The following is a 25,404-nucleotide window of genomic DNA, read 5'->3' as shown; positions in this document are numbered from 1 at the left end:
ATCAGGAGATGAACATGGCGAAGGCCAAGGAGAAGAAGAGCACGACTAAGTCCAAGAAGGGCTCCGGAAAGAGCACCGGCACGAAGCTGGCGAAGTCCGCCAAGAAATCCGGCTTGATGGACCTGATCAACTCGTCCCTCGGCCGCGAGATTCTGGCCGACGCCCTGATCGCTGCCGCCGGCGCAGCCGCCGCCGCCCTCACCAGGACCCGCACTGCCAAGAAGGCCGGTACGGCCGTCGCCGATGCAGGCTCGGACGCCGTCGACCTGACGCAGACCGCAGCCGGTGCCGTCGCGGGTGTCGTAACGGAAGCGGCCCGCCATTTCCTGCCCCCGACGCTCCTGGGCGATGAGGGCGGCTCGGAGAAGGGCGGCCAGTCGGAGCCCAAGAAGGTCAAATACGTCAACCGCTCCAGCACCGACAGCAAGCGCAAGACGACGAAGGCCAAAAGCGATACGGCCGAGAAGCACTGAGTTTATCTGCCCTACCACCCCTATCGTCATGGCCGGGCTTGTCCCGGCCATTCACGTTTCGTCACCGTCAATCTCCACCCCTCATCCTGATGGTCGGAGGCCTGCGCGTGCCGGTATCATCCCCAGCGTACGCAGTGCGGGAAGGGGATCCACGATCAGGCGCAACGCCATGGATTTCGTTCCCCTGGGCTGCGTGTCCTCCCGGAAATGACACCCGCTGACGTCATCACCGGCCTTGTGCCGGTGATCTCGATTGGAAGTGTACAGCGCATTAGATCATCGGAATGGCCGGGACATGCCCGGCCATCACGGAGAGAGTGAGGGTTTGTTCTCATTTTGTTCTTGATTTTGGTCCTAAGCTGGGCTATAGCTATGGACATCCTCGCCCGACGAGGGGCGCGCTCGCGAGGCGTCGCAGATGCGGGGTGAGGAGCGGTCCCACCGCAGGTCTCGCACGCCTGTGATCGCGGGTGGCCGATCCTGGCTTGATCCAGGTCCGCTGAAACAAACCGTGCGTGACGAGCAGCTTGGCTCTCACCTTCCACACCATAGCATCGAGCCGGGCTGCACGACACGCCACCCTCGACTGACCTTCAGGCTCGCAGCTCACGCTGCGGGCCACAAGGTGCTGGTTCTTTGACATGGAACGTCATCCCGGACGAAGCGCAGCGCAGATCCGGGATCGGGCAAACCTGCCTGGCACCGTCATCCCGGGGCCGCGTGAGCGGAGCCCGGGATCCATAACCGCCGACGAGGCAGAACAAGGCGCGACGCTCCTCGCCCTCCTTGAGGCGTCAGCGTTTATGGATCCCCGCCTGCGCGGGGACGACACCGGGGAGGTTCAGGGCCCCTCCTCCGTTCACCCTTCCGTCCAAAAACAATCGCCTTCCTGCCCGGGCATTGCTAGAGAGCATGCCAGCATAAGGGATTGAGCCAAGCCAGTGACGGAGACGGATGCCATTGTTGCGCTGATCGCGCTGTTCGAGCGCGAAGGCTATGCGCGTGTCGAGCCGCCGGTCCTCCAGCCTGCGGACGTGTTCATCGACCTGTCGGGCGAGGATATCCGGCGGCGCATGTTCGTGACGCAGGATGCGGCCGGGACGGAGCTTTGCCTGCGACCGGAATACACCATCCCGGTCTGTCTCCAGCATCTCGCCCAGCGCGGCGCCGAGCCCCTGGGCTATTCCTATGGCGGCCCGGTCTTCCGCATGCGTGCCAACGAGAGCGGCGAATTCCTGCAGGCAGGATTGGAGTCCATCGGCCGGACGGATGTGTCGGCCGTGGATGCGGAGATCCTGGCGCTGGCCCTGGAAGGGCTCGCCCGGATCGGCGGCCCCGCCCCCGTGGTGAAACTCGGCGACATGGGTCTCCTCCACGCCCTGATCGATGCCCTCGGGATTGCACCGGCGGCCAAGCGGCGCGTGATCCGGGCCATCGTGTCGGGCCAGGGCCTGTCGAGCCTCGCCGAGCCCGAGGGTTCGGGCGGCCAGGAGCACGCGGGCCTTCTCGCCGCCATCGAGGGGCAGGCTCCCCAGGCCGCCAAGGCCTTCGTCGAGGACATTCTGTCGATCGCCGGCATCGCGCGGGTCGGCGGGCGCAGCGCGGGCGAGATCGCCGAGCGCTTCCTGGCCCGCGCGGCCAACCGCACCGGCCTCACCGATGAGGCCAGGCAGGTGCTGGAGCGCTATCTCGCCATCAGCGGCGATCCGGATCAGGCGGCCCACGCAGTCCGGGCCCTGGCAAGGGACGCAGGCATGGATATCGGCCCGGCCCTGACCCTGCTCGAGGAGCGCACCGGGTTCATGGCGGCGCGCGGCCTCGACGTGGGCCGCTTCTCGTTTGCTGCCACCTTCGCGCGCAATCTCGACTACTACACGGGCTTCATCTTCGAGGTGCAGGACCCGCGCCGCAGCGACGGCAGGCCGGTGGTCGGCGGCGGGCGCTACGACCGCCTGCTGGAGCACCTGGGCGCCGAGGCGCCGATCCCGGCAGTCGGCTGCTCCTTCTGGCTCGACCGCATCGTGGGGAGGCCCTGATGACCGATACTCCCCTGATCCTCGCTGTCCCCTCCAAGGGACGCCTGCAGGAGAACGCGGCCGCGTTCTTCGCCCGCGCCGGCTTGGTCTTCACCCAGTCCCGCGGCGCCCGCGATTATCGCGGCACCCTGGCGGGCGTGCCCGACGTGGAGGTGGCCTTCCTCTCGGCCTCCGAGATCGTGAGCCAGCTCAGCTCGGGCACGGCGCATCTCGGCATCACCGGTGAGGACCTGATCCGCGAGCAGATCCCGGATGCGGATGCAGCCGTCGAGCTGTTGACGCCTCTCGGCTTCGGCCATGCCAATGTGGTTGTGGCCGTGCCGCAGGCCTGGATCGACGTGCGTACCATGGCGGACCTCGACGAGGTGGCGGCCGACATCCGAGCCCGTCACGGCACCAAGATGCGGGTCGCGACCAAGTACGTGAACCTCACCCGTCGCTTCTTCGCCGAGAAAGGCGTGTCCGACTACCGCATCGTCGAGAGCCTGGGGGCCACGGAAGGCGCGCCGGGCGCAGGCTCCGCGGAGCTGATCGTCGACATCACCACCACCGGCGCGACCCTTGCGGCCAATGCCCTGAAGATCCTCGACGACGGCGTGATGCTGCGCTCCGAGGCCAATCTCGTCGCGTCCGCTCGAGCACCCTGGACCGACCGGGCCAAGGCCGCCGCCACGGCCGTGCTGACGCGTATCGCCGCCGAGGAGGAAGCGCGCACCAGCCGCGAGGTGCGGGCGTGCCTCGATCCGGCGAAGGCCTCAGGCGTGGCGCCGCTCGCCAGGGAGCACGGCGCGACCCTCCCCTATGGCAACGCCTCGGGCCGCGAGATCGTGCTCCATTGCCGGACCGCCAAGGTGTTCGACATCGTGACGGCCCTGCAGAACCTCGGAGCCCAGGACATCTCCGTCCGGGCCTTCGATTATCTGTTCCGCCCCACAAACGCCCTCACCGAGCGGCTGTTGAACCGCATTGGCTAGGTGCGATTTTTCACTCGGGGCTAGGACAACCTCACCCTGTGACCACCTTGGGCGTTGCCTCGGCGCGCAAGGTTCCTTATGGTCCGGGCGTTTTCCGTTGTAGAGGTTCCGATGAACGCGCTTCGACTTGCGACATTCCTGGCGGCCATGGCCGCCGTCTCGGGAGCTCATGCCCAATCGGCCGCCGCAACCCTCGGCCGCCCGGTCGGCCCGACCCGCCAGGTGGACACCAAGGTTCCGCAGCCCGGCCAGACGGGCAAGGTCTTCCCGCTGAATTCGTCCTGGGTGGCTGTCAGCCTGAACGGCAGGCCCTTCACCGGCGAGCGTCCGAGCTTCAGGCTCGACGACCAGATGCGCGCCACCGGCTTTGCCGGCTGCAACACCTATGCCACCGCGGCCTATCCGCTGCGCGAGCAGGTCTTGGCCGTCGGCCCGTTCGCCCTGACGAAGAAGAGCTGCGACAAGTCCGCCATGGCCATCGAGCAGTCCTTTCTCGTGGCACTCCGCTCGTCGGGCAAATGGGACATCGAAGGCCGCAACCTGATCATCAAGACCCAGAACGGCGGCCAGCTGGTCTTGGAGCGCGCGCTTTAAGACCTTTGCCGGGTTTGAATGAAAAAGGCCGGCTCTACGCCGGCCTTTTTGTTATGCGTGGGAACGCTGTCATCCCGGACGAAGCGCAGCGGAGATCCGGGACCGCATGCAGGATAAAGCGCCATTCTGGTCCAACGATCCCGGATCGGCTGCGCCGTCCGGGATGACGCCTTAGGCTATTCCGCAGGCTCGGCCTGACGCAGATCGACGGGTGTGGAAAGGCCGTTCTCGCTCTTCTTCATGTCGATGCGCCGGTCGTGGTAGGCCGCGAGCGTCGATCGATGGCCGATGGAGACGACGGTCGTGTTCGGCAGCTTTTCCTGGATGATCCGATAGACCTCCGCCTCGGTGGGCTCGTCGAGGGCAGCCGTCGCCTCGTCGAGGAACAGCCAGTCGGGCTTGGCCAGGAGCGCACGGGCGACCGCAAGGCGCTGCTGCTCGCCCAGGGACAGGGTCTGGGCCCAGGCCCGCTCCTCGTCGAGACGATCCACGATCTGGGGCAGCTTCGCCGCCCTCAGAGCCTCCGCGATGTCGGCGTCGCTATAGGCATTCGCTTCCCCGGGATACGTCACCGCATCGCGCAGATTGCCGATGGGAATATAGGGCCGCTGCGGCAGGAGCATCATGGTCTGCCCCTCGGGCACCAGCACCTCGCCCTCGCCGAAGGGCCAGATGCCGGCGATGGCGCGGAACAGGGTCGACTTGCCTGAGCCTGACGGGCCGGTCATCAGCGTGCGCTCTCCCGGCCGGAAGTTCAGAGCGTCCGTGTGCAGCAGGGCGCTGCCGTCGGGCAGGCGCACGTCGAGGTTCTTCAGGCGCAGCTCACGGCCTGGGGCCTGCGAGATGGCGAGCTTGCTCTCGCCGCCGACCCGCTGGGCGGACGCGATAGCGCCCTCGAAGGTGGTGAGGCGGTCGAGCACGGCCTTGTAGTCCGCAAGCGTCGTATAGATGGTGATGAAGTAGGTGAGTGCGGATTCCACCCGCGAGAAGGCGCCGACCACCTGCTGCATCTGGCCGAGCGAGATCTTGCCGACGAAGTAGTAAGGTGCGGTGAGGATATAGGGCACCACCACGTTGGCCTGGAAATAGGCCGAGGTGAAAGTATTCAGCTTGATCAGGCGGATGACGATCCGCATGTAGTTGTCGACGATCTGCCCGAACCGCCGGGCGATGCCCTCCCGCTCGGCCGGCTCGCCGGACAGAAGCGCCACCTGCTCGGTGTATTCGCGCAGGCGCGCCAGGGAGAAGCGGTAGTTCGCCTCCACCCGCTCCTGCTCGAAGTTGAGGCCGATGAGCGGCCGGCCGATCAGGTGCGTCACCCAGGTGCCGAGAATGGCGTAGCCGGCGCAGACCCACACCAGAAGGCCCGGCACCTCCACGCTGGTTCCAGGGAAGGTGAAGCCGGCCGAGATCGTCCAGAGAATCGCCACGAAGGAGACCAGGGTCGCGGCCTGGTTCATGAGGCCGACGGAGAGCGAATAGGTGCTCTCGACGAATTTGCGCAGGTCTTCCGAGATGCGCTGGTCCGGGTTGTCCGCGCCGCGGCCGATCAGCTGCATCCGGTAATGGGCGCCGTCGCCCAGCCATTCGCCCACATAATAGGTGTTGAGGTAGGCGCGCCAGCGGATGGTGAGCACGTTCTGCAGCAGCACTTCGGTGAGCGCGATGGCCACGAAGACGGCGGCAAGCGGCGTGAAGATGACGAAGAGCTGATACCAGAAGGCCGCCGCATCCTTGGTCTCGAGCGCATTGAACATGTCGCGCGAGAAGAAGCTGAGGCGGACGTTGAGGGCGACCTGGGCAAGGTTGATCGCAATCAGGAAGCCGATCATCCAGGTACCGATGGTGCCCTCCCGTGCCCGCACGAGCCCGATGAACGGGATGCGGATGATGCTATCGGCCTGGGATTCGAGGTAGCGGTCGGCGATGCGGCAGATGGTACGCACCACAGGGATGTAGGAAAGACCGTAAATGAGGGCACCGAACGCCGTCGCACCGAGGGCAGCAGACGGCGGCGGAACGTAGCCCGTGTAGTCCCCGGTGATGACACCGGCCCGAGCGCCGAGGATCAGCGCGAGGAGCACGAGATGCGTGGCCGAGAGCATCACGAGGAAGATGCGCAGGAATTTCGGGATGTCTCGCCCGATGAACATCACCCCGGCCAGAGCCAGGGTGGAGAGGGGCAGATAGAACGGAACGGCCACGGCTCCGGATACGGAGGCCGCTAAGACGGCCAGTCCTATAAGTGCCAGCGCGAGGCTCGCCTTGATCATACGCATCTCCTGCCAGGGTCCCTGCCCCGGCTCTTAGAAACTCAAGGCAGCCGGATCAATGGCGCTTGTGGCGAAAGAAAGGAGGAACTTCCTCCTTGGGCCAGCGATAGCAGCCTTGTGACAATAACGACAGGGCGCTGTAAGCGCCTGAACGTTCTACAAAACAAACTGTCCTGTTAAAAGAACAAAACCGTTGACATGGAGAACGCGATCTCCCATGTGTCAGGTCGACACCCGACGACAGATCCCGAAGACGAGTTCATGAACGTCCCCCTTGGCTATATCGGCGACACGCCATCCCAGCGCCTGATCCCGGCCCAGCCCATCGTGCGCCTGGAAAAGGTCTCGAAGGTTTTTCCCGGGCGCGACGGCCAGCCCGTGACGGCCCTGCGCGAGACTGATCTCGCGGTGCCGCAGGGCTCCATCCTGGGGGTGATCGGCCGCTCCGGCGCCGGCAAGTCCACCCTCATTCGTCTGGTGAACGGCCTGGAGAAGCCCTCCTCCGGCAAGGTGATCGTGGACGGCGCCGACATCGCGGCCCTGCCCGAGGCGGCGCTTCGCCATGCACGCCGCTCCATCGGCATGATCTTCCAGCACTTCAATCTGCTGTCCTCCCGCACGGCCGCCCAGAACATCGCCCTGCCGCTCGAGGTGGCAGGCTTCGACAAGGCGGAGATCAGGACCAGGGTCGAAGAGCTTCTCGCCCTCGTCGGGCTCTCCGACAAGCGCAACCGTTATCCCTCGGAACTCTCCGGCGGCCAGAAGCAGCGCGTCGGCATCGCCCGCGCGCTCGCCACCAAGCCCAAGGTTTTGCTGTCCGACGAGGCGACCTCGGCCCTCGACCCGGAAACCACCCGGTCCATTCTCGACCTGCTCGCGCGCATCAATGACGAGCTTGGCCTGACGATCCTGCTCATCACCCATGAGATGGCAGTGATCCGCAACATCGCCCGCGAGGTCGCGGTGATCGAGGGCGGCCGCATCGTCGAGCAGGGCGACGTGTTCGAGGTGTTCACGCGGCCGCAGCACGAGGTCACCCGCTCCTTCCTGGCCGACGAGTCCGGTCGCGCGCTCCCGCCCTATGTGGCAAGCCGCCTGCGGTCTGAGGCGACACCCGGCAGCCAAGCGGTGATCCGCATCGGCTTCCGCGGCCCTCATGCAACGGATCCGGTCCTCGCGCGGCTCGCCCGCGATCTCAACATCGAAGCCAACATCCTGTCCGGTTCCGTCGACGAGATTGCAGGGCGCCCCTTCGGCACGCTGGTGGTCGGCGTACCGGAAACGTCGGTATCCACTACCCTCGATTTCCTGAAGAAGCACGGTCTCGACACGGAGGTCCTCGGCTATGTCGCCTGAGATGATCAACCTCATCGCCGCCTCCACCGGCGAAACCCTCTACATGGTTGCGGTCTCGGCTTTGATCGCAACCCTCTTCGGGCTGCCGCTCGGCGTGTTTCTCGCCACATCGGCCAAGGGTGAGCTGTTCGCGGCGCCGTGGATCAACCGCGTGCTCGGCGTCATCGTCAACGCCACACGCTCCACGCCATTCATCATTCTGGTGGTCGCGATCATTCCCTTCACGCGTCTGATCGCCGGCACGTCGATCGGCACCAATGCGGCCATCGTGCCGCTGACCATTGCCGCCACGCCGTTCATCGCACGCCTGATTGAAGGTGCGATCCGCGAGGTGGATCAGGGCCTCATCGAGGCGGCGCGCGCCTTCGGGGCAAGCCCGCTGCAGATCGTGCTGAAGGTTCTGATCCCCGAGGCCCTGCCTGGCATCGTGCTCGGCCTGACGCTCGCCATCGTGTCGCTGCTCGGCTTCTCGGCCATGGTGGGCGCGGTCGGCGGCGGAGGCCTGGGCGATCTCGGCATCCGCTACGGCTACCAGCGTTTCATGCCCGAGATGATGCTCGCCGTGGTGGTCGTTCTCATCGTCCTCGTCCAGGCGGTGCAGAGCATCGGCGACCGCCTCGCCAGACACCTCAACAAGCGCATCCGCCACGCCTGATCATTCAAACGTTCGCACAAGGAGTACCAAAGATGTCTCTGAAGAAACTTGGCCTCGCCGCCATCCTGTCTCTCGCCGCCCTGCCGGCTCTCGCGCAGACGCAGACCGTCCGCATCGGCGCGACGCCCGGTCCGCACGCGCAGATCCTGGAGGCCGTGAAGCCGATCGCCGCTAAGAAGGGCCTCGACATCAAGATCGTCGAGTTCTCCGACTACGTGGTGCCGAACACGGCGCTCGCCGGCGGCGACATCGAGGCGAACTCGTTCCAGAACCAGCCCTATCTCGACAACCAGGTGGCCGACCGCGGCTACAAGATCGAGAGCGTGGCGCTCACCGTGAATTTCCCGATCGGCATCTACTCCAAGAAGCACAAGAGCCTCGACGCGCTGCCGAACGGCGCGACAATCTCGATCCCCAACGATCCGACCAATGGCGGCCGCGCCCTCATCCTCCTGCAGGACAAGGGTCTCATCAAGCTCAAGGAAGGCACGGGCTACAAGCCGACGCCTCTCGACGTGACCGACAACCCGAAGAAGATCAAGTTCGTCGAGATCGAAGCCGCCCAGGGGCCCCGCGTGCTCGCCGACGTGGACGCGGCGGTCATCAACACCAACTACGCGACATCAGGCGGCCTCGACCCGGTGAAGGACCCCATCGCCCGCGAGAACCCCAAGGGTCCTTACGTCAACATCATCGCGGTGCGCAGCGAGGACAAGAGCAAGCCGTGGGTGAAGGCGCTGGTCGAGTCCTACCACACCCCCGAGGTGAAGGCGTTCATCGAAGAAAAGTTCAAAGGCTCGGTTCTGACCTCCTGGTAAGCGCCAGCTGCAGCACAACATCCCAGAAGGCCGGGTGAAAGCCCGGCCTTTTCGCGCTATACCAAGTTGCGCCAACGTTATTTAGGTTATAACCTTAGCAACAATTTCGCGGCCGGACTGGGGGCAGCCATGGCCAATCCATCTCAGAATTCGCTCGATACCGGCCGTGTCTCGTCCATTGTTGCGGGCCTCGCGACAGGGCTGATCTTCGGCGACAAGTGGGGATCTCCAAGCGCTGGAGCGGGCACCCACATCACGTGGAGCGTTCCGCAGGGAACGGCCTGGTTCGCGAATTCCTATTCCGTCTATGGCGAGCAAAGGAACTGGTCTCAGTTCAGCGCGGTCGAGATCGAGGGCGCGCGCAAGGCCATCGACACCTGGGCTGCCATTTCAGGCCTGACGGTTTCCCGCGTCTCCGACAGTCAAAACTCCGTGGGTGAGATCCGCTTCGCTAAAAGCCTCTTTGGCCCTCCCGGCGCCGACGGCCACGCCTATATGCCGGCCGATGTTCCTCGAGCCGGCGACATCTGGATGAACGCGAACAGCTGGAACACCTCCGGCACCGACGCGAACAAGCCGGGTACCTATGCCTATTATGCGCTTCTGCACGAGGTCGGCCATGCCCTCGGCCTGAAGCATTCCTTCGAGCCGTCCATTTACAACTCGTATCTGCTTCCATCCAAGTACAACCATCATTTCTCGACGATCATGAGCTATAACTCGGCGCCATGGTCGGCCACTGCCACGCCGCATTTCTATCCGACGACACCGATGCATCTCGACATGCTGGCCATCCAGCATCTCTACGGCCGGGACACGAAAACGAACGCCGGCAGCACCACCTACACGTTCTACGCCGGCCAGCAGTACTGGCAGACGATCTACGACGCGGGCGGGACGGACACCATGGTGTATCGCGGCTCCACAAACAGCATCATCGATCTGCGCTCGGGCTGGTTCAGCTCCGTCAGCGATTCCATCAAGTTCAGCGACGGAACGTCGACGCGCGAGTCGGTCTGCATAGGGCCCAATGTGGTGATCGAGAACGCCACCGGAGGCGATGGATCCGACACGCTGATCGGCAACGGTGCGCGCAACATCCTGAAGGGGGGATACGGATCCGACACCCTCACCGGTGCCTCAGGCGACGACAAGCTCTATGGCGGCGCCGGCGACGACAGGCTTGGAGGCGGAGCGGGCCGGGACATCTTCCACTTCAATTCTGCCCTATCGGATGCCCCGTCCGCCGCCAACATCGACCGGATTACGGACTTCAACATTGTCAGCGACCTGATCTACCTCGAGGATGCGATCTTCCGAGGCATCAGGAAGGGCAAGATGCATAAGTCGGCCTTCACCATTGGAACGGCAGCCAAAGATTCAAAAGATCGGATCGTCTACGACAAGCAATCCGGCGACCTGTTCTACGATCAGGATGGAATCGGCGGCCTCGCACAAATCAAGTTTGCCGTGCTCAACAAGCACCTGAAGCTGAGCGCCGCCGACTTCCACATCATCTGAAGCGGCGTCATGCTCCTCGTCTGAGACCTATTTTTGCCGCGGCTCCTTCAGATTCTGCCCAGCCGTGACGAGGCTCCCCGCCCTTTTGGCCTTCACGGCTTCGAGCAACGTCCAGGCGGCGTTGCGCACCTCATCCTGCACCGCCTCATCGTGATCGAGTTCCTCGTGGCTGGTAGCATAGGGCTTCCAGTAGCCGATATAGCGGTCGAGTTCCGCGGCACTGCCGGCCGGGATGAGATCCATGGCGCGCAGCCAGTCGGACAGGCTGCGGCGGACATCGCCTGTGCCTTCGGCATCGCCATGGACGATGACGGAGAACAGCCGGCCTTCGAGATGCTTGGGATAATCCCAGCCCTTGAGTTCCATGCCCTTTGCGATGTCGGTCTTCTTGCCCTCGGTCGAGGTCGGGTCCGGGTTGCCGCCATCGGCGCAGACGAGCCGGTCCATCATCAGCTTCAGGGGCGATGAGACCTGATACCAGTTCACCGGCGTGACGATCATCACACCATGAGCCTCAACCCATTTCGGATAGATGTCGTACATCCAGTCATGCGTCTGCCCGAGCGAGTAGTTGGGATAGCAGGAGCACGGCCAGTGGCACAAAGGCGCCGCCGTGGAGAAGCAGGCCTTGCAGGGATGGATGTGGCGCCCGTACTCCGCCGTGAGCCGGCTGAGTTCCAGCACCTCGACCTCCGCATTCTCAGCGCTTGCGAGAACCTGATAGGCAGTCTCCACGAGACGATAGCTCTTGGACATCTCGCCCGGGCATGTGTGCTCGCTGCGGGACGAGGCTGCGATCAGGAGGAAGCGGGCCGGACCGTTCGCGTCCTCATGCCGTTTCTGGGCCACGTCGATGGCGTCCTTGGCGGCGATCCAATCGACGGCGAGGTCGTAATCCGGATCGGCGAAGCCCGGTCCCGCCTTGCGGGTCTTCGGGCTCTTGCGATGATGGCTGTACGCATCCCAGGCCGCATCGGTGATCCGCTGCAACTCGCTCGAAAGCGGCTCGAAAGCCGGATCCTGGAACTGCTGGAGAAACCGTCTGCGGAACTCACCTTCATCGAGGGTCGGATCGGGCGTGCCCTTCCGTGCTTCTGGAGTGGACAAGGCGCAGCTCCTGCGTCGCGGCATGGTTGCCAAGCTTGGAACGCAGGGTATCCATGCCGGTTCCGGACTGTCGGCGGGGCTGAATCATCACTATTTGCTTATCGGCTTTGAGGCCCTACCTCCCTGCCGCACGATCCACGGAGCAGCTGATGTCCACCACCCCCATGATCCGCCTGAACGATGGAAGCGCGATGCCGCAAGTGGGCTTCGGCGTCTGGCGGGTTTCCAACGAGGAAGCCAAGAGCGCTGTCGCAGGCGCGATCGAGGCCGGCTACCGCTCCATCGACACGGCCTCCATCTACGGCAACGAAGAAGGCGTGGGAGAGGCCATCCGCTCGACCTCCGTTGCCCGCGAGGAGCTCTTCATCACCACCAAGGTGTGGAACGACCGCCAGGGCTACGACAGCACCCTGCGCGCCTTCGACGAGAGCCTGGCGCGCCTGAAGCTCGACTACGTGGATCTCTACCTCATTCACTGGCCGGTGGCGGGCAGCGAGGCCTACCGCGACACGTGGCGTGCCCTGATCAAGCTGCAGCAGGACGGGCGGGCGAAATCCATCGGCGTCTCCAACTTCATGGTGCCGCACCTGCAGCGCCTGATCGACGAATCCGGCGTGACCCCTGCCGTCAATCAGATCGAGCTGCATCCGCGGTTCCAGCAGACAGAACTGAGCGCCTTCCACAAGGCGAACGGCATCGCCACGGAATGCTGGGGCCCGCTCGGGCAGGGCAAGATCCTCGCGGAAGACACCTTCGCGGCCATCGGCCGGAAATACGGCAAGACGCCCGCTCAGGTCATCCTGCGCTGGCACCTCGACAACGGCTTCATCGTCATTCCAAAATCCGTGACGCCATCGCGCATCCGCGAGAACATCGACGTGTTCGATTTCCAGCTCGATGCAGACGACATGCAGGCTATCGAGCGCCTCGACAGCGCCTCGGGCCGCGTCGGACCTGACCCGGCGGTGTTCGCCTGATCATCGAGAAGGAATGCTAAAGGCGTCCTTTCGCCGGATCGCCTGGAGCTTCAAACTGCTGATAGATGGTCTCCGCGATGGGGAGCAGCTGCGCGCGCTCCGCTTTTGCGGTGACCACGTAGGACAGGCCGTTATCGATCCAGGAGAAGGCGGATACGTCGTCGCGGGACTCGAAGCGGAACGACGTCTGCGCTTCGGCTCCGCCGGACCGCGCATAGAGCGTGAGACGGTTGCCGCCCGCATTCTCGTACATGAACAGGGCGGCCGCCTCGCCGCTGTCCGGGAGAAGCCGCCCGCCGATAAGACGGTAGCCTTGCGCTGTCAGGTTCGGAGCGGTCAATGGCTTGCCGACGCGACGGGACAGCCATTGCACGAGATGCGCCTCCTGCTCGGCCGGCACTTCAACGGGGTGCAAACGCTCGCTGACATAGATCCGGTGCGCCGCAATGGCATTGCCGGCAACGCTCGCCCCCGCCACATGACTTGCGCCGGACCACCAGACCCCACCCGCCGCCCCCAGGATGCCGCCGATGAGAAGACCCACCACAGCAGCAACTGCCGCAGCACGCCTGTGCATCGGACGGCGCTGCGCGGCCACAAGATTGGCGACTCGTAGGCGCGAGGGAACAGGCTCCGCGGCCTTGAAGGCCAGCCGGGCCCGCAGCGCCTCGCGCAGGTCGATCTCCTGCTTCACCTGATCGGCCAGGGCGGGATGATCGTCCAGATAAGCCTTCACCGCCTCGCGCCGGGACGACGCGAGCCTCCCATCCACATAGGCCTGCAGATCGTCTTCTCCGATGGGTCGCTCGCCCGTCACTTCACTCTCCTCAAGACGGTGCTACGCCCGTTCTCCATGAATTCCCGCAGCCGTGCCCGCGCCCGGCTCAGGCGCGACATGACCGTCCCAAGGGGAATTCCCAACACCTTTGCGGCCTGCTCATAGGACAGGTCCTCGACGCCGACCAGCAGCAGAAGCGAGCGCTGCTCCTCGGACAGGGCATCAAGGCCCATGAGGACGTCGCGCAGGCCCAGATGGCTCTCAGGGTTAGTCCCAGGAGCCTGAACGTCGTTCAGAGCGTCCTCGCCCACCTGGGTTCCGCGTGCCTTTCGCTGCCTCAAGCCGTTGAGGAACAGGTTGCGCTCGATGGTGAAGAGCCACGCTCTGAGGTCGCCCTCGTGGCGGCGCTGGCCCCACCGGCTGATCGCCCGCTCGAGGGTATCCTGAACGAGATCGTCCGCCGCTTCATGGTCGCGCAGCAAAGCCCAGGCGTAACGCCTCAGGGCCGGGATCTGCGGTTCGAGCAGGGAGGCGATCTCGTCCAAGGTCAGCTCTCACATGGCGGCATCATTCAAGAATGAACCGCCGGTCTCGGCAAGCGTCACGGCATCGCGACGTGCCAGACATTGTTGACGCCGTCGCCCGTGACCTCGCCGGGCTTCGTGTCCTTCACCCAGAGATAGAGCGGCTTGCCCTTGTAAGCCCACTGCTTGGAGCCGTCGTCACGGGTCACCACGCTCCAATCGCCGGATGCGGAGGCGTTCGCTGCAGCCATCAGCGGCGGCCAGTTCTGGGCGCATTGGCCGTTGCAGGCCGACTTGCCGGCCGTGTCGCGATCGAAGGTGTAGAGCGTCATGCCCTTGGCATCGACGAGGGCCTTGCCCTTGCTGGTATCCGCAATCTTCGCGGGTGCGGCCGTCTGGGCAAGAGCAACGGACGCGGCAATGAGGGCTCCGGCCAGGATGGCAGGGCGCAGGATCTGTTTCATGGGTGTCCTCCGAGGTCAGGTGTGACCACACACTCTAAGACACCGGCCGGAGCCTCTTATTCCCAGAAGCTTGACGGTATTTTGTGTTTCACCGGCCCATCGGGTGGAACCGCGACGGGTCGTCGAGGGGCTCGCGCAGCTCGATCCGGTGGCGGCCGTTGTCGCGGATCTGCGCCGTCCTGTAGGTTCCGTCCAAGTCGTCCTGCGGCGGCTGGAGAATGTCGACGTCGGCTTCGTCGAGGCGCCTCACCTCACGGTCCACATCCGGCACGAGCAGGCTGACGACGGGGACCGGAGTGACCTGGACGGAGGCCGTCGAGTCGGGCTCCTGGGGCAGGATATGGTCGGCCTCGGAGACCTCCAGCAGGAAGCCGCTGCGCTCCAGCACCGCCTTGCGTCCTGGCACGAGACTTTGGCTGCCAAGCAGCCGGAAGCCCAGCTTGTCCTGGTACCAACGGACGCTCTCGTCGAAATCCGGCGTGCGGATCGAGGCCGAACTCGGACGGGGCTCGGTGTCGGCAGCCGCCGGCAACAAGGCTGAGAGCCCGAAGCAGGCAATGATCAGCTGCACCGCCAGAAAAACCTGACGTCCTTTCGATTGGATCGATTGTCCTGCACTCACGTGACGCCCTCGCTTAGCCAGCTATCGCTTAGCCGTATACACATGAACGCGCAGCGCGGCAGATCGTTTTGTGATGGGCTGAACGGTTGAGCTATGCGGTCAGGTCATTCCTGGATCAGCTTGAGCAGCAGAGCCGACAATTGTCCGGCTTCCTTGTCGGTGAGCTTGGCGCTGATGAAGCGGTTGATCGCCGCCCCGTAGACGCTCCACATGCGCCATTGAAGGGCTTTGCCCTCTTCGGTGATCTCGATCAGCTGGCGCCGCTTGTCGCCCGGGAACGGGATGCGGCGCACCAGCCCCTCGTTCTCCATCCGGTCGAGAAGCCTGGAGAGATTGTACTGCTCGAAGAGCACAGCCTCCTCGATCTCGCGGGGCGTGAGCCGGCCTTCCGGTCCCCGCTTCAGCTCAAGCAGCACATCGTACCAGTGCAGGGACGGGAAGCCGGCGTTCTTCAACTCCGCCTCGATGCGCCCCACCACAATGCGCTCGGCCCTGATCAGGCGGCCCCAGGCTCTGATGACGGAGGCGGATGGCTCCGGAGGTGGTTCTTGCATTGCCGCAAAGCTTTCCTGTTTTCAATGCAATTGCATTAAGATTGACAGTTTCATGCATCTGCATCAAATCATATGCACTTGCATGGAGATTTGCAATGTCACACGTTCAACCGACCAATTCCGACTACGCCGCCCTGCTTCTCAGGGTGTCGCTGGGCATCATGTATATCGCCCACAGCCTCATCCTGAAGTGGATGACCTTCACCCTCGCCGGCACGGCGCAGTACTTCGAATCCCTCGGCCTGCCGGGCGCCCTCGCCTATGCCACCTTCTGGGCGGAACTCATCGGTGGTATCCTCCTCGTCCTCGGCGTCCAGAGCCGCTGGGTCGCACTCGGTCTGCTGCCGGTTCTCATCGGCGCCGCCTGGGTTCATATCGGCAACGGCTGGGTGTTCTCAGCCACAGGCGGCGGGTGGGAATATCCGCTTTACCTGATCGTGCTCTCCGTTGCACAAGCCCTTCTCGGCGACGGGGCCTATGCCCTGAAGCCCTCCCGCCCGCTGGCGCTCGCCACTGCTCCCACGTCCCTCAAGGCCACCGCCTGAACCCTCTTCAACCCTGGAGAAAACCCATGAAGCTCTACTACTATCCGGGCGCCTGCTCGCTCGCTCCCCACATCGTTGCCCGCGAGGCCGGTGTTGCCATCGCCATCGAGAAGGTGGACCTGGCCAACCGCACCACGGAGGCCGGCACGAACTATCTCGCCGTCAACCCGAAAGGCTATGTTCCGGCCCTCGGCCTGGAGGACAACTCGGTGCTCACCGAGGTCAGCGCCATCATCCAGTACCTGGCCGACCACCAGCCCGGGAAGAACCTTGCCCCGGCCCCGGGCAGCATGGAGCGCTACCGCCTGCTCGAGTGGCTCGGCTTCATCAGCACCGAGATCCACAAGGGCTTCGGTCCTCTCTGGAACCCGGCCACCCCGGACGCCGTGAAGGCCGCCACCAAGGAACGCTTGGCCAGCCGCTTCGCCTATCTCGACGAGACGCTCGCAAAGAAGCCCTTCCTCATGGGCGACACGTTCACCATTGCCGACGCCTACCTCTTCACGGTGGTGAACTGGACGAACTTCCACGCCATCGACATCTCGTCCTTCCCGAACCTCCAGGCCTTCCAGGCCCGTGTCGCATCGCGTCCCGCCGTGCAGCAGGCACTCGAGGCAGAAGGCTTGGTGAAGAAGGCAGCCTGAAGCTGATCTGAAATATTCAGACAACAAAAAAGCCCCGGAGAAATCCGGGGCTTCTTTTATTCTCAGGCTGTGGTGCCTGGACTTCTTAGAAGTCCATGCCGCCCATGCCGCCCATGCCGCCGCCCGGCATTGCCGGAGCGCTTTCGCGCTTGGGAGCCTCGGCAACCATGGCCTCGGTGGTTACGAGCAGGCCGGCCACCGAAGCGGCGTCCTGCAGAGCGGTGCGCACGACCTTCGCCGGATCGACGATACCGGCCTGGAGCATGTCCACGAACTCTTCCGTCTGGGCATTGAAGCCGAAGGTGTCGGACGAGGTGTTGTCGTTGATCTTGCCGACCACGATGGAGCCTTCGACACCGGCGTTCTCGGAGATCTGACGGATCGGAGCCTCGAGAGCGCGCAGCACGATCTTGATGCCGGCCTGGACGTCCGGGTTGTCGGTCTTGAGCTTCGCAACAGCGCCCTTGGCGCGCAGCAGAGCCGTGCCGCCGCCGGGGACGATGCCTTCTTCCACCGCAGCGCGGGTGGCGTTCAGGGCGTCGTCAACGCGGTCCTTCTTCTCCTTGACCTCGACCTCGGTCGCGCCGCCGACGCGGATCACCGCGACGCCGCCTGCGAGCTTGGCGAGACGCTCCTGGAGCTTCTCACGGTCGTAGTCCGAGGTGGTCTCCTCGATCTGCGCCTTGATCTGGGCCACGCGGGCTTCGATGTCGGCCTTCTGGCCGGCGCCGTCGATGATCGTGGTGTTCTCCTTTTCGATGCGGACGCGCTTGGCGCGGCCGAGCATCGGGAGCTGCACGGTCTCGAGCTTGATGCCGAGGTCTTCGGAGATCGTCTGACCGGCGGTCAGGATCGCGATGTCCTCGAGCATGGCCTTGCGGCGGTCGCCGAAGCCCGGAGCCTTCACGGCGGCGATCTTCAGGCCGCCACGGAGCTTGTTGACCACCAGGGTGGCGAGAGCCTCGCCCTCGACGTCCTCGGCGATGATCAGCAGCGGCTTGCCGGTCTGAACGACAGCCTCGAGGATCGGCAGCATGGGCTGCAGCGAGGAGAGCTTCTTCTCATGGATGAGGATGTAGGGATCCTCGAGCTCGGCCACCATCTTCTCGGCGTTGGTGATGAAGTACGGCGAGAGATAGCCGCGGTCGAACTGCATGCCTTCCACGACGTCGAGCTCGGTCTCGGCGGTCTTGGCTTCCTCGACCGTGATCACGCCCTCGTTGCCGACCTTCTGCATGGCATGGGCGATCATCTCGCCGATGTCCTTGTCGCCGTTGGCCGAGATCGTGCCGACCTGGGCAACCTCGTCGGAGGACTTCACCTTCTTGGCGCGAGCCTGGATGTCCTTCACGGCCTCGGCGGTGGCAAGATCGATGCCGCGCTTGAGGTCCATGGGGTTCATGCCGGCGGCCACAGCCTTGGCGCCCTCGCGGACGATGGCCTGGGCCAGAACCGTCGCGGTGGTGGTGCCGTCACCGGCGATGTCGTTGGTCTTCGAGGCCACTTCGCGCACCATCTGGGCGCCCATGTTCTCGAACTTGTCGGCGAGCTCGATCTCCTTGGCGACGGTGACGCCGTCCTTGGTGATGCGCGGAGCGCCGAAGGACTTCTCGATCACGACGTTACGGCCCTTGGGACCGAGGGTGACCTTCACGGCATCGGCGAGGATGTCGACGCCACGGAGCATCTTGTCGCGGGCATCGGAGGAGAACTTAACGTCTTTGGCAGCCATGGGCTTTGCCTCCAGGTATGTTCAAAAAATTCAGGAAAGGGCCTTTGGCGAACTTACTTCGCGACGACGCCCATGATGTCGGATTCCTTCATGATCAGGAGATCCTGACCGTCGATACGCACTTCGGTGCCGGACCACTTGCCGAACAGGACGCGATCGCCGGCCTTCACGTCGAGGGCGACAACCTTGCCGCTCTCGTCACGGGCGCCGGGGCCGACGGCGACGATCTCGCCCTCTTGCGGCTTCTCCTTGGCGGTGTCCGGGATGATGATGCCGCCGGCCGTCTTCTCTTCGGCTTCGATGCGGCGGACGACGACACGGTCGTGCAGCGGACGGAACTTCATGGAACTTCCCCTTTGACTGTTGGCACGGCCCCTCTGGCCGTACCCTGGTCTCTCGGCTGTTAGCACTGTCTCTTGGTGAGTGCTAACGCTGGCCGCGAGATAGGCATAAGCCAATGGGGAGTCAAGAGACCTGACTCATGGTCAAGCCCGGAAAAGAAGCCTTGACGCTCTATAGCGGCGGGTCATGATCATTTCATGACCGATCTGGAAGCCATTGGCCGGAGCTGCTTTGCCCTTCACGCCCGCATGACGGCGCGTCTCCTGAGCCGCACCTACGAGGCAGCCCTGCGCCCCCTGGGCCTGACGCTGCCCCAGTTCGGCATCCTGGGGGCCATCGGGCATGGAACGACAGCGTCTGAGACCGCTCTGGCTGAGGGACTGGGCCTGGAGCGCACCACTCTCGTGCGCAACCTGAAGGTCCTGACCCAGAATGGTTGGATTGAGCCGATCTCCGACAAGGGACGCGGTGTCCGGCACAGGCTCACCCCTGTGGGCCAAGCCCTTCTGGAGGCTGCCATCCCCCTCTGGCAGCAGGCCCAGTCCCAAGTGGAGGCTCGGCTCAAGGACGTTGAAGGGGATGAGGCCCGCAAGGCGATGCGGGCCCTGAGGAAGGCTTCCCACCCGGCTTGAAAGCCGTTGCAGGATCTTGCTCCTTCCCGTATCGTGTATCTACACAGAGAGGAGAGAGCGATGCTCGAGCGGGTTCATGGAATCGTATCGCGGGATGTGCTGACGGCGGAGCCCGGCCTCGCCTTCCTGCGCGGGATGCTGGAGGGCCGCTATCCGGCGCCTCCTTTCTCGCGATCGACCAACGTCTACATGACCCATGTGGAGGAAGGCCGGGTGACCTTCGAGGGCGAGCCGACGGAAAGCTTCTTCAACCCGCTCGGCACCATCCATGGCGGCTGGACCTCGGCCATCCTCGACAGCGCCATGGCCTGCGCCGTCCACACCACGCTCGCAGCGGGCCAGGGCTACACGACCGTGGAGATGAAGCTCAACTTCGTGCGCCCGATCCTGCCGAACATGGGCAAGGTCACCTGCGAGGGCACCCTCATCCACCGCGGCGGAACGTTGGCTACCTCCGAGGGCAAGCTCTTCGATGCCAAGGGGCGCCTTCTCGCCCACGGCACCGAGACCTGCATGATCTTCGGTGCAGCAGCGCAGAAAGCTGCTTAAAGCATCGGACCTAAAAGTGGATTGCACTTTTGGGATCCATTCGATGCGCAGTCTCTAAGCTAGCGCTTGGACGTCATCGCAGCCGCGGCGACGATCAACAGGCCGCCGCCGAGGGTCGCCCAGGTCGGGATCTCGCTGAACACTCCATAGCCGATCAGCACCGCCCAGATCAGGGCGGTGTATTCGAGCGGCGCCAGCCGCGCCGCCTCGGCCTTGGCATAGGCCGTGACCATGAGCATATGGCCCGTGAAGCCCAACAGGCCCATGAGAATGAACCAGCCCAGGTGCATGAGATCGAGCGGCTGCCAGACGAAGAGCGCGAAGGGCGCAACGAGGATCGCCGGGCCGATATTCTGGAAGACTACGATGTGCAGGAACTTGTCCCGCTGCGCGCGCTGGCGCAGCAGCACGAGGCTGAGCGCATAGGTGACGGCCGATGTCAGCGCTGCGGCGACGCCGGTCCAGGACCGCGCGGAATTCGCTTCCTCGGTTTGCCCTAGGACCACAATGAGCGTTCCGGCAAACCCGATGGCAATGGCCCCGATGATCCGGATATCCACCCGCTCCTTCAGCATCAGGAGCCCGAAGAGGGCAATGAACATGGGCGAGAGGAACGACAGGACGAGGGTTTCGGCCAGGGGCAGCTGGCCCAGCGCATAGAAGAAGCTGACGGCCGTGACGACGGCGATGACCGAGCGCAGGGAATTGGCCAGAACCGTCTCGCGGTTCGGCCAGCCGGGCCGCATGACGGACACGACGGCGGCCACGATGAGAGAGCCGCAGGCGAAGCGCAGGAAAGCCACCTGGAAGATCGGGTAAAAGGCGGCCATTCCCTTGATGACCGCATCCATGATGGACAGAACCGCGATGCCCGAGGCCGCCCGCAGGGCGGGACCGAATTTCATGATTTCACGACGATGTGAGAAGCGGCGTCCGGGATGAGCGCCGTTGAAGCGAAGGCTCTTACAGCACTTTCCTCAAAGCTTCATCTCTCTTTTCTCGGCATCGACAGGAAACCGGTCCTGACTTCGGCGCTTAAATTCATGCGAGCTTGACGGAAACAAAAGCCGCGCTTGCCGTTTACTCAGCAAAACACAGCTATAGGACACTTCAATGCGTGCTTGGATCCCTTGCTCTGCAATGCTTTTGGCCGCCCTCCTGCCGGCCACGGCCTCGGCGCAGCCGATGGGCCGCGCCGGACAGTTCTACGGCAACACCTACATCTCCTCCCAGTACGATAGCTATCCCTACGCACGCGCCCAAGACGGCTATGCGGAGGATTATCCGCTCGTCACGCGTCCTTCGTCCCGGACCCAAGTCTATCGCAGCGAGCGCACCGGTTACCCGTATGACGTGCGCACCACCGGCAGCGTAACCGCATCCCTGCCGCAGGATTACGGCAACGGCACGGGCTACGACAACAGCATCGACTATGCGATCGCACCGCAGTTCCAGCGCCAGATCGTGTCCTACCAGGGCAGAGAACGCCCTGGCACGATCGTGGTCGATACCAACAACAAGTTCCTCTACCTCGTGCAGGACGGTGGCCGCGCCATCCGCTATGGCATCGGCGTCGGCCGCGAAGGCTTCGAGTGGAGCGGGCGCCAGACTGTTTCCATGAAGCGCGAATGGCCGTCCTGGCGTCCGCCGGCCGAGATGCTGCGCCGCCGCCCCGACCTTCCGCGCTTCATGGAGGGCGGTCCGGACAACCCGCTCGGCGCTCGCGCTCTGTATCTCGGCTCCTCGCTCTACCGCATCCACGGCACCAACGAGCCGCACACCATCGGGCAGGCCGTCTCCTCGGGCTGCATCCGCATGCTCAACGATGACGTAGTCGACCTCTACAACCGCGTGAAGGTCGGCGCGAGCGTGATCGTGCTCTGATCGCGCGAGGCGACATCATCCATTCACGACAACGGCCGGGCTTCCCCGGCCGTTTGCTTCTGAGTGTAGCGCCCGGTCAGAGGGCGCATAGTGCTTGGAAGCCGATCAGGCCCAATCGCCCGCATCTCCGCCATCGCCGCCGAAATCGGCGAAGTCCTGGCCGGAATCCTGGCTGCTCGCATCCTGGTAGAGCGAATCCGTGATGCCCGCATTGCCGGCGTCGGCAGCCTGATCGGCGCCTCCGAGGCCGGCCGCAGATGCCGCATCGCTCACCGGATTGCTGTTGCCGCTGAAGGCGCTCGTCAGGGCGTTGGCGATCATCATGCCGCCGGCAACGCCGGCCGCCGTGGTGAGCGCCGTTCCCAGGAACGAGCCACCGCCGCCGCGCTGCATCGCGCCACCGCCCCACGGGCCGGGCGCGCCGCCCATCATGCCGCCCTGAGGCGCGCCATGATGCGGGTGCGGATGATGCTGCGGCTGTCCCCAGGGCGAAGCCTGGCGGGTCGGCGGGGTGTTGTAGGCCGGCCCCGGCGGGCGGGAGCCGCCGCCGAAGATGCTGGACAGGAAGCCGCCCTGCTGCGGCCGCCGGCTGGCCTGATCGAGCTCGGTGCGCAGGTGCTCGTTCTCGGCCTGTAGATTGGCGAGCGCCTGCTCCTGCACATAGACCGCCTGCGCCATCGCGTAGGGCGCGTAGGGCTGCTCGCGCAGCTTCTCGGCGATGAAGCGCTCGGCCTCAGGATCGCGCGGCTGGTTCGCCACCTGTTCGAGCCGTCGGAAGATGTCGCTGATGACCTGGCGTTCCTGATCGTTCATGGCAAGCCTCCTTCAAGGGTTGTCGGAGACAGATGTAAGCATGGCGGTCGGGTTTGTTAGGGGTGCGCGAGACCGAGCTTGCGCATATTCCGCAAGGCCTGCGGCGCAATGGCCTCCAGTTCCTGGAGTTCACGCCACGCGGCCCCATGCACCTCCCGCAGATCGGGCCTGAGGGCCGCGCTCTCATGGGCTCTCACCACATAACGGATGTCGTGGTGCCAATGCTCCGGCTCGTCCCGTTCGGGACGAGCAGGAATGCGATGGCTGTCGATGTCGATGGGAAGCCCGGAGGTGCGATGCCAGGGATCGATCACGAGCACCGCCATGCCGGTCTCCTCCACGGCCTCGCGCACGGCCGAAACAGCCAGATCCTCCGGTGCCTCGTAATGCCCGCCGGGCTGCAACCAGCGACCGAGAGACCGATGATGGATCAGCAGAATCCTCTCGCCCCTCGCGTCGAGGATGAACGCCGATGTGGTGACATGGCCTGGGAACGTGCGGCGGGAATGAATCTCATCGCCGCTCGCGATCTGCCGCCGCAGAAGGGCATGACGTTCCTCAGGCACGTCGAAAGCACTCGCATGCCGATCCAGGATCGTCTTTACATGCTCCCGGAAGGCCGCAGCGTCGAAGCTCGCAGATGAGGCATCCACCGCCGCTCAGCCCTTCATCACCTGGGCGAAGGCATCCTTGTAGTCCGGATGCCAGCGCGACAGGGGCGGACGGTTTTCGGTGATATCCTCGGCGGCCCAGCGGATGCGCTTCTCGTCCATCTCGCGCGTGGTCTCGTTGTCCGGGCACAGCACGTAAAAATCGCCCCGCTCCAGTGCCGGCAGCAGGAAATCGATGACCTGTTCCGGGGCCCAGGCCCCGGCGGGTTTCTCGGTGATGCCTCTGGCCTTGGTGAAGCCCGTATAGACGAAGCCGGGGATGAGCAGGTGCGCCGTCACTTGGGCCTCGGGCGTGTTGCGCAGCTCATGCGCCAGCGCCTCGGTGAAGACCTTCACGCCGGCCTTCGAAACATTGTAGGCGGTGTCGCCGGGCGGCGTGGTGATGCCCTGCTTCGAGCCGGTATTGACGATGGCGCATGGGCTCTTCTGCTCGATCATGGCAGGGGCGAAAGCCTGCACGCCGTTGATCACGCCCCAGAGGTTCGTTTCCAGAATGGCGCGCCAGCGCTGCGGATCGCCGAAGATCTGCCCGCCGCCTTCGGTGCCGGCATTGTTCATCAGCACGGCGACCTCGCCGAAAGCCTTATATACCGTGTCCTTCAGGCGCTCGACTTCCTCACGCCGGCTGACGTCGGCCGCAACGGCCAGAACGTTCTCGGCCTTCTCCGCAACGCCTGCCACCTCTTCGGCGCTGCGCCGAAGAGCATCGCCCGCGAGATCCGCAAGGCAGACCTTCATCCCTAGACTCGCGAAGCGCTTGGCCGCGGCAAGGCCGATGCCGCTGGCAGCTCCGGTGACGACGGCAACACGGCCGGACTCGATTGCTGGATGCTGGGCCATCGCGATGATCCTTGTTCGGCCTCGGAGCCGATGAGATTCCGTAATGGACCCAAACTGGAGCACCTTGGATCATTCGCCAGGGCGCGTCGCGCATGGACAGGATGCAGCCGCTGAAAAAGAATGGCCCCGCATCGCTGCGGGGCCTGGAGGTAGCTTGATTATTCCGCGTCCGGCGACTTGAGCGGCCGGACATTGGTCTCGACCTCTTCCTCGTCGAAGAGGGTCGGATCATCCTCCTGCGTGTCGAGGCGGGTCTTCTTGCGCAGGGCCACGTATTTCTTCTGGATCTTGGTGCGGCTTTCGCGGGCGATCTCGAGGGCGCCCTGCACGAGGGAGCGCTCGGCCTTCTCGTTCTGCAGCTCTTCCGTGAGGCGCCGGTTGGCAGCTTCAAGCGCGCTGCGATCCTGCTCGAAGCGCTTGGTGAGCTGGTCGATGCGCTCGGAGAGGCTGGCCACCTTGTTGTCGGAGCTTTCGATCTGGAAGTCCTTGGCCGCGATGGCCTTGCCCAGCATCTCGACACGCTCCTGCAGCTCGATGCGCGAGCGCTGCAGCTCGTTGACCACGGCCACCTGCCGCTCGACCTCCTGCTGGGTTGCCTCCAGGCGCCGGTCGAGGGTGTTCTTCTCGATGGTGGTCTCTTTCAGATTGCGCTCGACGCCGCGCAGGGCCTCGTTCTTGTCGCGCAGCTGGTCGCGGGTGTGGGCCAGGATCTTGTCGGTGGCCGACAGACGCGAGGTCAGGCCCTCGATCTTCATGTCGAGCGAGGAGAGATCGGTCTGGTGGGCCGAACGCTCGGAATCGATCTGCGTTTCCAGGCGCTGGCGCAGCACCTGCTCGGCCATGAGCTTGGTCTCGAGCTCGGAGGCGCGCTGGCGGGTGGATTCGAGCTGCGTCTCCAGCTCTCCATAGCGGTTGCCGAGGCTGGAGAGACGGTAGTTCTGCTCCTCGGCCACCTTCTGAAGGCGCTTGACCTCGTGATCGCATAACTCTCCGAATATGCTACAGCAGACTTTCCTCAAGGATTGG

The 25,404-nt window shown here is 64.4% G+C and carries 28 protein-coding genes; 14 read left to right on the top strand and 14 right to left on the bottom strand.

The window, feature by feature from the left end; genetic code table 11:
- Window positions 1–14: 14 nt before the first annotated feature.
- The 4 genes from MA07_RS23260 (at window position 15) to MA07_RS23245 (ending at window position 4,077) form a co-directional block, all read left to right on the top strand.
- The gene (locus MA07_RS23260) at window positions 15–473 is read left to right on the top strand and encodes a hypothetical protein (protein ID WP_036357474.1); all 459 of its coding nucleotides are present in this window, start codon (window positions 15–17) and stop codon (window positions 471–473) included.
- A gap of 941 nt (window positions 474–1,414) precedes the next feature.
- The gene (locus MA07_RS23255; protein ID WP_036357472.1) at window positions 1,415–2,509 is read left to right on the top strand and encodes an ATP phosphoribosyltransferase regulatory subunit; all 1,095 of its coding nucleotides are present in this window, start codon (window positions 1,415–1,417) and stop codon (window positions 2,507–2,509) included.
- Complete coding sequence (hisG, locus tag MA07_RS23250; protein ID WP_036357469.1) at window positions 2,509–3,483, top strand: ATP phosphoribosyltransferase; 975 nt, start codon at window positions 2,509–2,511, stop codon at window positions 3,481–3,483. The genes MA07_RS23255 and hisG overlap by 1 nt, the downstream gene beginning before the upstream one ends.
- A gap of 111 nt (window positions 3,484–3,594) precedes the next feature.
- Entirely contained in the window at window positions 3,595–4,077 is a 483-nt protein-coding gene (locus MA07_RS23245; protein WP_036357466.1) for an META domain-containing protein, read from the top strand.
- 176 nt (window positions 4,078–4,253) lie between these two features.
- On the opposite strand, the gene MA07_RS23240 is transcribed toward MA07_RS23245, so the two are convergent.
- Entirely contained in the window at window positions 4,254–6,350 is a 2,097-nt protein-coding gene (locus MA07_RS23240; protein WP_200879421.1) for an ABC transporter ATP-binding protein/permease, read from the bottom strand.
- A gap of 261 nt (window positions 6,351–6,611) precedes the next feature.
- Between MA07_RS23240 and MA07_RS23235 the strand changes: the two genes are divergently transcribed.
- From MA07_RS23235 to MA07_RS23220, 4 genes are all read left to right on the top strand, one after another.
- Window positions 6,612–7,706 carry a methionine ABC transporter ATP-binding protein gene (locus MA07_RS23235; protein WP_036357945.1) on the top strand — a complete coding sequence of 365 codons (1,095 nt, stop codon included), beginning with the start codon at window positions 6,612–6,614 and terminating at the stop codon, window positions 7,704–7,706.
- Window positions 7,696–8,361: a methionine ABC transporter permease gene (locus MA07_RS23230; RefSeq protein WP_036357464.1), complete on the top strand. Its 666-nt coding sequence runs from the start codon at window positions 7,696–7,698 to the stop codon at window positions 8,359–8,361. The genes MA07_RS23235 and MA07_RS23230 overlap by 11 nt, the downstream gene beginning before the upstream one ends.
- Before the next feature lie 32 nt (window positions 8,362–8,393).
- Window positions 8,394–9,179, top strand: a complete 786-nt coding sequence (locus MA07_RS23225; RefSeq protein WP_036357463.1) for a MetQ/NlpA family ABC transporter substrate-binding protein — start codon at window positions 8,394–8,396, stop codon at window positions 9,177–9,179.
- Between the two features lie 129 nt (window positions 9,180–9,308).
- Entirely contained in the window at window positions 9,309–10,700 is a 1,392-nt protein-coding gene (locus MA07_RS23220) for a M10 family metallopeptidase (RefSeq protein ID WP_036357460.1), read from the top strand.
- Window positions 10,701–10,727: 27 nt separating this feature from the next.
- On the opposite strand, the gene MA07_RS23215 is transcribed toward MA07_RS23220, so the two are convergent.
- Entirely contained in the window at window positions 10,728–11,831 is a 1,104-nt protein-coding gene (locus tag MA07_RS23215) for a flavodoxin family protein (RefSeq protein WP_036357457.1), read from the bottom strand.
- Window positions 11,832–11,956: 125 nt separating this feature from the next.
- Between MA07_RS23215 and MA07_RS23210 the strand changes: the two genes are divergently transcribed.
- Window positions 11,957–12,784 carry an aldo/keto reductase gene (locus MA07_RS23210; RefSeq protein ID WP_036357454.1) on the top strand — a complete coding sequence of 276 codons (828 nt, stop codon included), beginning with the start codon at window positions 11,957–11,959 and terminating at the stop codon, window positions 12,782–12,784.
- Window positions 12,785–12,800: 16 nt separating this feature from the next.
- Here the strand turns inward: MA07_RS23210 and MA07_RS23205 are convergent, their stop codons facing one another.
- The 5 genes from MA07_RS23205 to MA07_RS23185 form a co-directional block, all read right to left on the bottom strand.
- Window positions 12,801–13,601 (bottom strand): anti-sigma factor, encoded by an 801-nt coding sequence (locus MA07_RS23205; protein WP_036357451.1) that lies wholly within the window; start codon window positions 13,599–13,601, stop codon window positions 12,801–12,803.
- On the bottom strand, window positions 13,598–14,107 hold the full coding sequence (locus MA07_RS23200; RefSeq protein ID WP_036357447.1) for a sigma-70 family RNA polymerase sigma factor: 510 nt from the start codon (window positions 14,105–14,107) through the stop codon (window positions 13,598–13,600). The genes MA07_RS23205 and MA07_RS23200 overlap by 4 nt, the downstream gene beginning before the upstream one ends.
- A gap of 56 nt (window positions 14,108–14,163) precedes the next feature.
- Complete coding sequence (locus MA07_RS23195) at window positions 14,164–14,550, bottom strand: hypothetical protein (protein ID WP_036357444.1); 387 nt, start codon at window positions 14,548–14,550, stop codon at window positions 14,164–14,166.
- An 88-nt stretch (window positions 14,551–14,638) separates the two neighbouring features.
- Window positions 14,639–15,172, bottom strand: coding sequence for a VOC family protein (locus MA07_RS23190; RefSeq protein ID WP_160195484.1), 534 nt, complete (start codon window positions 15,170–15,172; stop codon window positions 14,639–14,641).
- 104 nt (window positions 15,173–15,276) lie between these two features.
- Window positions 15,277–15,726, bottom strand: coding sequence for a MarR family transcriptional regulator (locus MA07_RS23185; protein WP_036357437.1), 450 nt, complete (start codon window positions 15,724–15,726; stop codon window positions 15,277–15,279).
- A gap of 95 nt (window positions 15,727–15,821) precedes the next feature.
- On the opposite strand from MA07_RS23185, the gene MA07_RS23180 reads away from it, so the two are divergent.
- Window positions 15,822–16,271 (top strand): DoxX family protein, encoded by a 450-nt coding sequence (locus MA07_RS23180; protein ID WP_052003459.1) that lies wholly within the window; start codon window positions 15,822–15,824, stop codon window positions 16,269–16,271.
- Window positions 16,272–16,297: 26 nt separating this feature from the next.
- Window positions 16,298–16,915, top strand: a complete 618-nt coding sequence (gene gstA, locus MA07_RS23175) for a glutathione transferase GstA (protein WP_036357434.1) — start codon at window positions 16,298–16,300, stop codon at window positions 16,913–16,915.
- Between the two features lie 85 nt (window positions 16,916–17,000).
- On the opposite strand, the gene groL is transcribed toward gstA, so the two are convergent.
- Window positions 17,001–18,647: a chaperonin GroEL gene (gene groL, locus MA07_RS23170; protein ID WP_036357432.1), complete on the bottom strand. Its 1,647-nt coding sequence runs from the start codon at window positions 18,645–18,647 to the stop codon at window positions 17,001–17,003.
- Window positions 18,648–18,700: 53 nt separating this feature from the next.
- Window positions 18,701–18,991: a co-chaperone GroES gene (gene groES, locus MA07_RS23165; protein ID WP_036357429.1), complete on the bottom strand. Its 291-nt coding sequence runs from the start codon at window positions 18,989–18,991 to the stop codon at window positions 18,701–18,703.
- Window positions 18,992–19,186: 195 nt separating this feature from the next.
- Between groES and MA07_RS23160 the strand changes: the two genes are divergently transcribed.
- Both MA07_RS23160 and MA07_RS23155 read left to right on the top strand, forming a co-directional pair.
- Window positions 19,187–19,621, top strand: a complete 435-nt coding sequence (locus MA07_RS23160) for a MarR family winged helix-turn-helix transcriptional regulator (RefSeq protein ID WP_036357427.1) — start codon at window positions 19,187–19,189, stop codon at window positions 19,619–19,621.
- 60 nt (window positions 19,622–19,681) lie between these two features.
- Window positions 19,682–20,170 carry a PaaI family thioesterase gene (locus tag MA07_RS23155; protein ID WP_036357424.1) on the top strand — a complete coding sequence of 163 codons (489 nt, stop codon included), beginning with the start codon at window positions 19,682–19,684 and terminating at the stop codon, window positions 20,168–20,170.
- 59 nt (window positions 20,171–20,229) lie between these two features.
- On the opposite strand, the gene MA07_RS23150 is transcribed toward MA07_RS23155, so the two are convergent.
- Window positions 20,230–21,075, bottom strand: coding sequence for a DMT family transporter (locus MA07_RS23150; protein ID WP_052003458.1), 846 nt, complete (start codon window positions 21,073–21,075; stop codon window positions 20,230–20,232).
- A 235-nt stretch (window positions 21,076–21,310) separates the two neighbouring features.
- Between MA07_RS23150 and MA07_RS29230 the strand changes: the two genes are divergently transcribed.
- Window positions 21,311–22,054, top strand: a complete 744-nt coding sequence (locus tag MA07_RS29230) for a L,D-transpeptidase (protein WP_244445338.1) — start codon at window positions 21,311–21,313, stop codon at window positions 22,052–22,054.
- A gap of 105 nt (window positions 22,055–22,159) precedes the next feature.
- Here MA07_RS29230 and MA07_RS23140 read toward each other — a convergent pair whose 3' ends face one another.
- From MA07_RS23140 to MA07_RS23125, 4 genes are all read right to left on the bottom strand, one after another.
- A complete protein-coding gene (locus MA07_RS23140; RefSeq protein ID WP_036357417.1) occupies window positions 22,160–22,867 on the bottom strand; it encodes a DUF2076 domain-containing protein in 708 nt (235 codons plus the stop codon).
- 56 nt (window positions 22,868–22,923) lie between these two features.
- Window positions 22,924–23,520, bottom strand: a complete 597-nt coding sequence (locus MA07_RS23135) for an NUDIX domain-containing protein (protein ID WP_052003457.1) — start codon at window positions 23,518–23,520, stop codon at window positions 22,924–22,926.
- 6 nt (window positions 23,521–23,526) lie between these two features.
- Window positions 23,527–24,378 (bottom strand): SDR family NAD(P)-dependent oxidoreductase, encoded by an 852-nt coding sequence (locus MA07_RS23130; protein WP_036357414.1) that lies wholly within the window; start codon window positions 24,376–24,378, stop codon window positions 23,527–23,529.
- A 158-nt stretch (window positions 24,379–24,536) separates the two neighbouring features.
- Window positions 24,537–25,397: a hypothetical protein gene (locus tag MA07_RS23125; protein WP_280114256.1), complete on the bottom strand. Its 861-nt coding sequence runs from the start codon at window positions 25,395–25,397 to the stop codon at window positions 24,537–24,539.
- Window positions 25,398–25,404: the final 7 nt, after the last annotated feature.

It is taken from the genome of Microvirga sp. BSC39 (genome assembly GCF_000739015.1).
Lineage (GTDB): Bacteria > Pseudomonadota > Alphaproteobacteria > Rhizobiales > Beijerinckiaceae > Microvirga.
The sequence above is the reverse complement of the archived record's forward strand: the minus strand, read 5'-3'. Positions and strand labels throughout refer to the sequence as shown.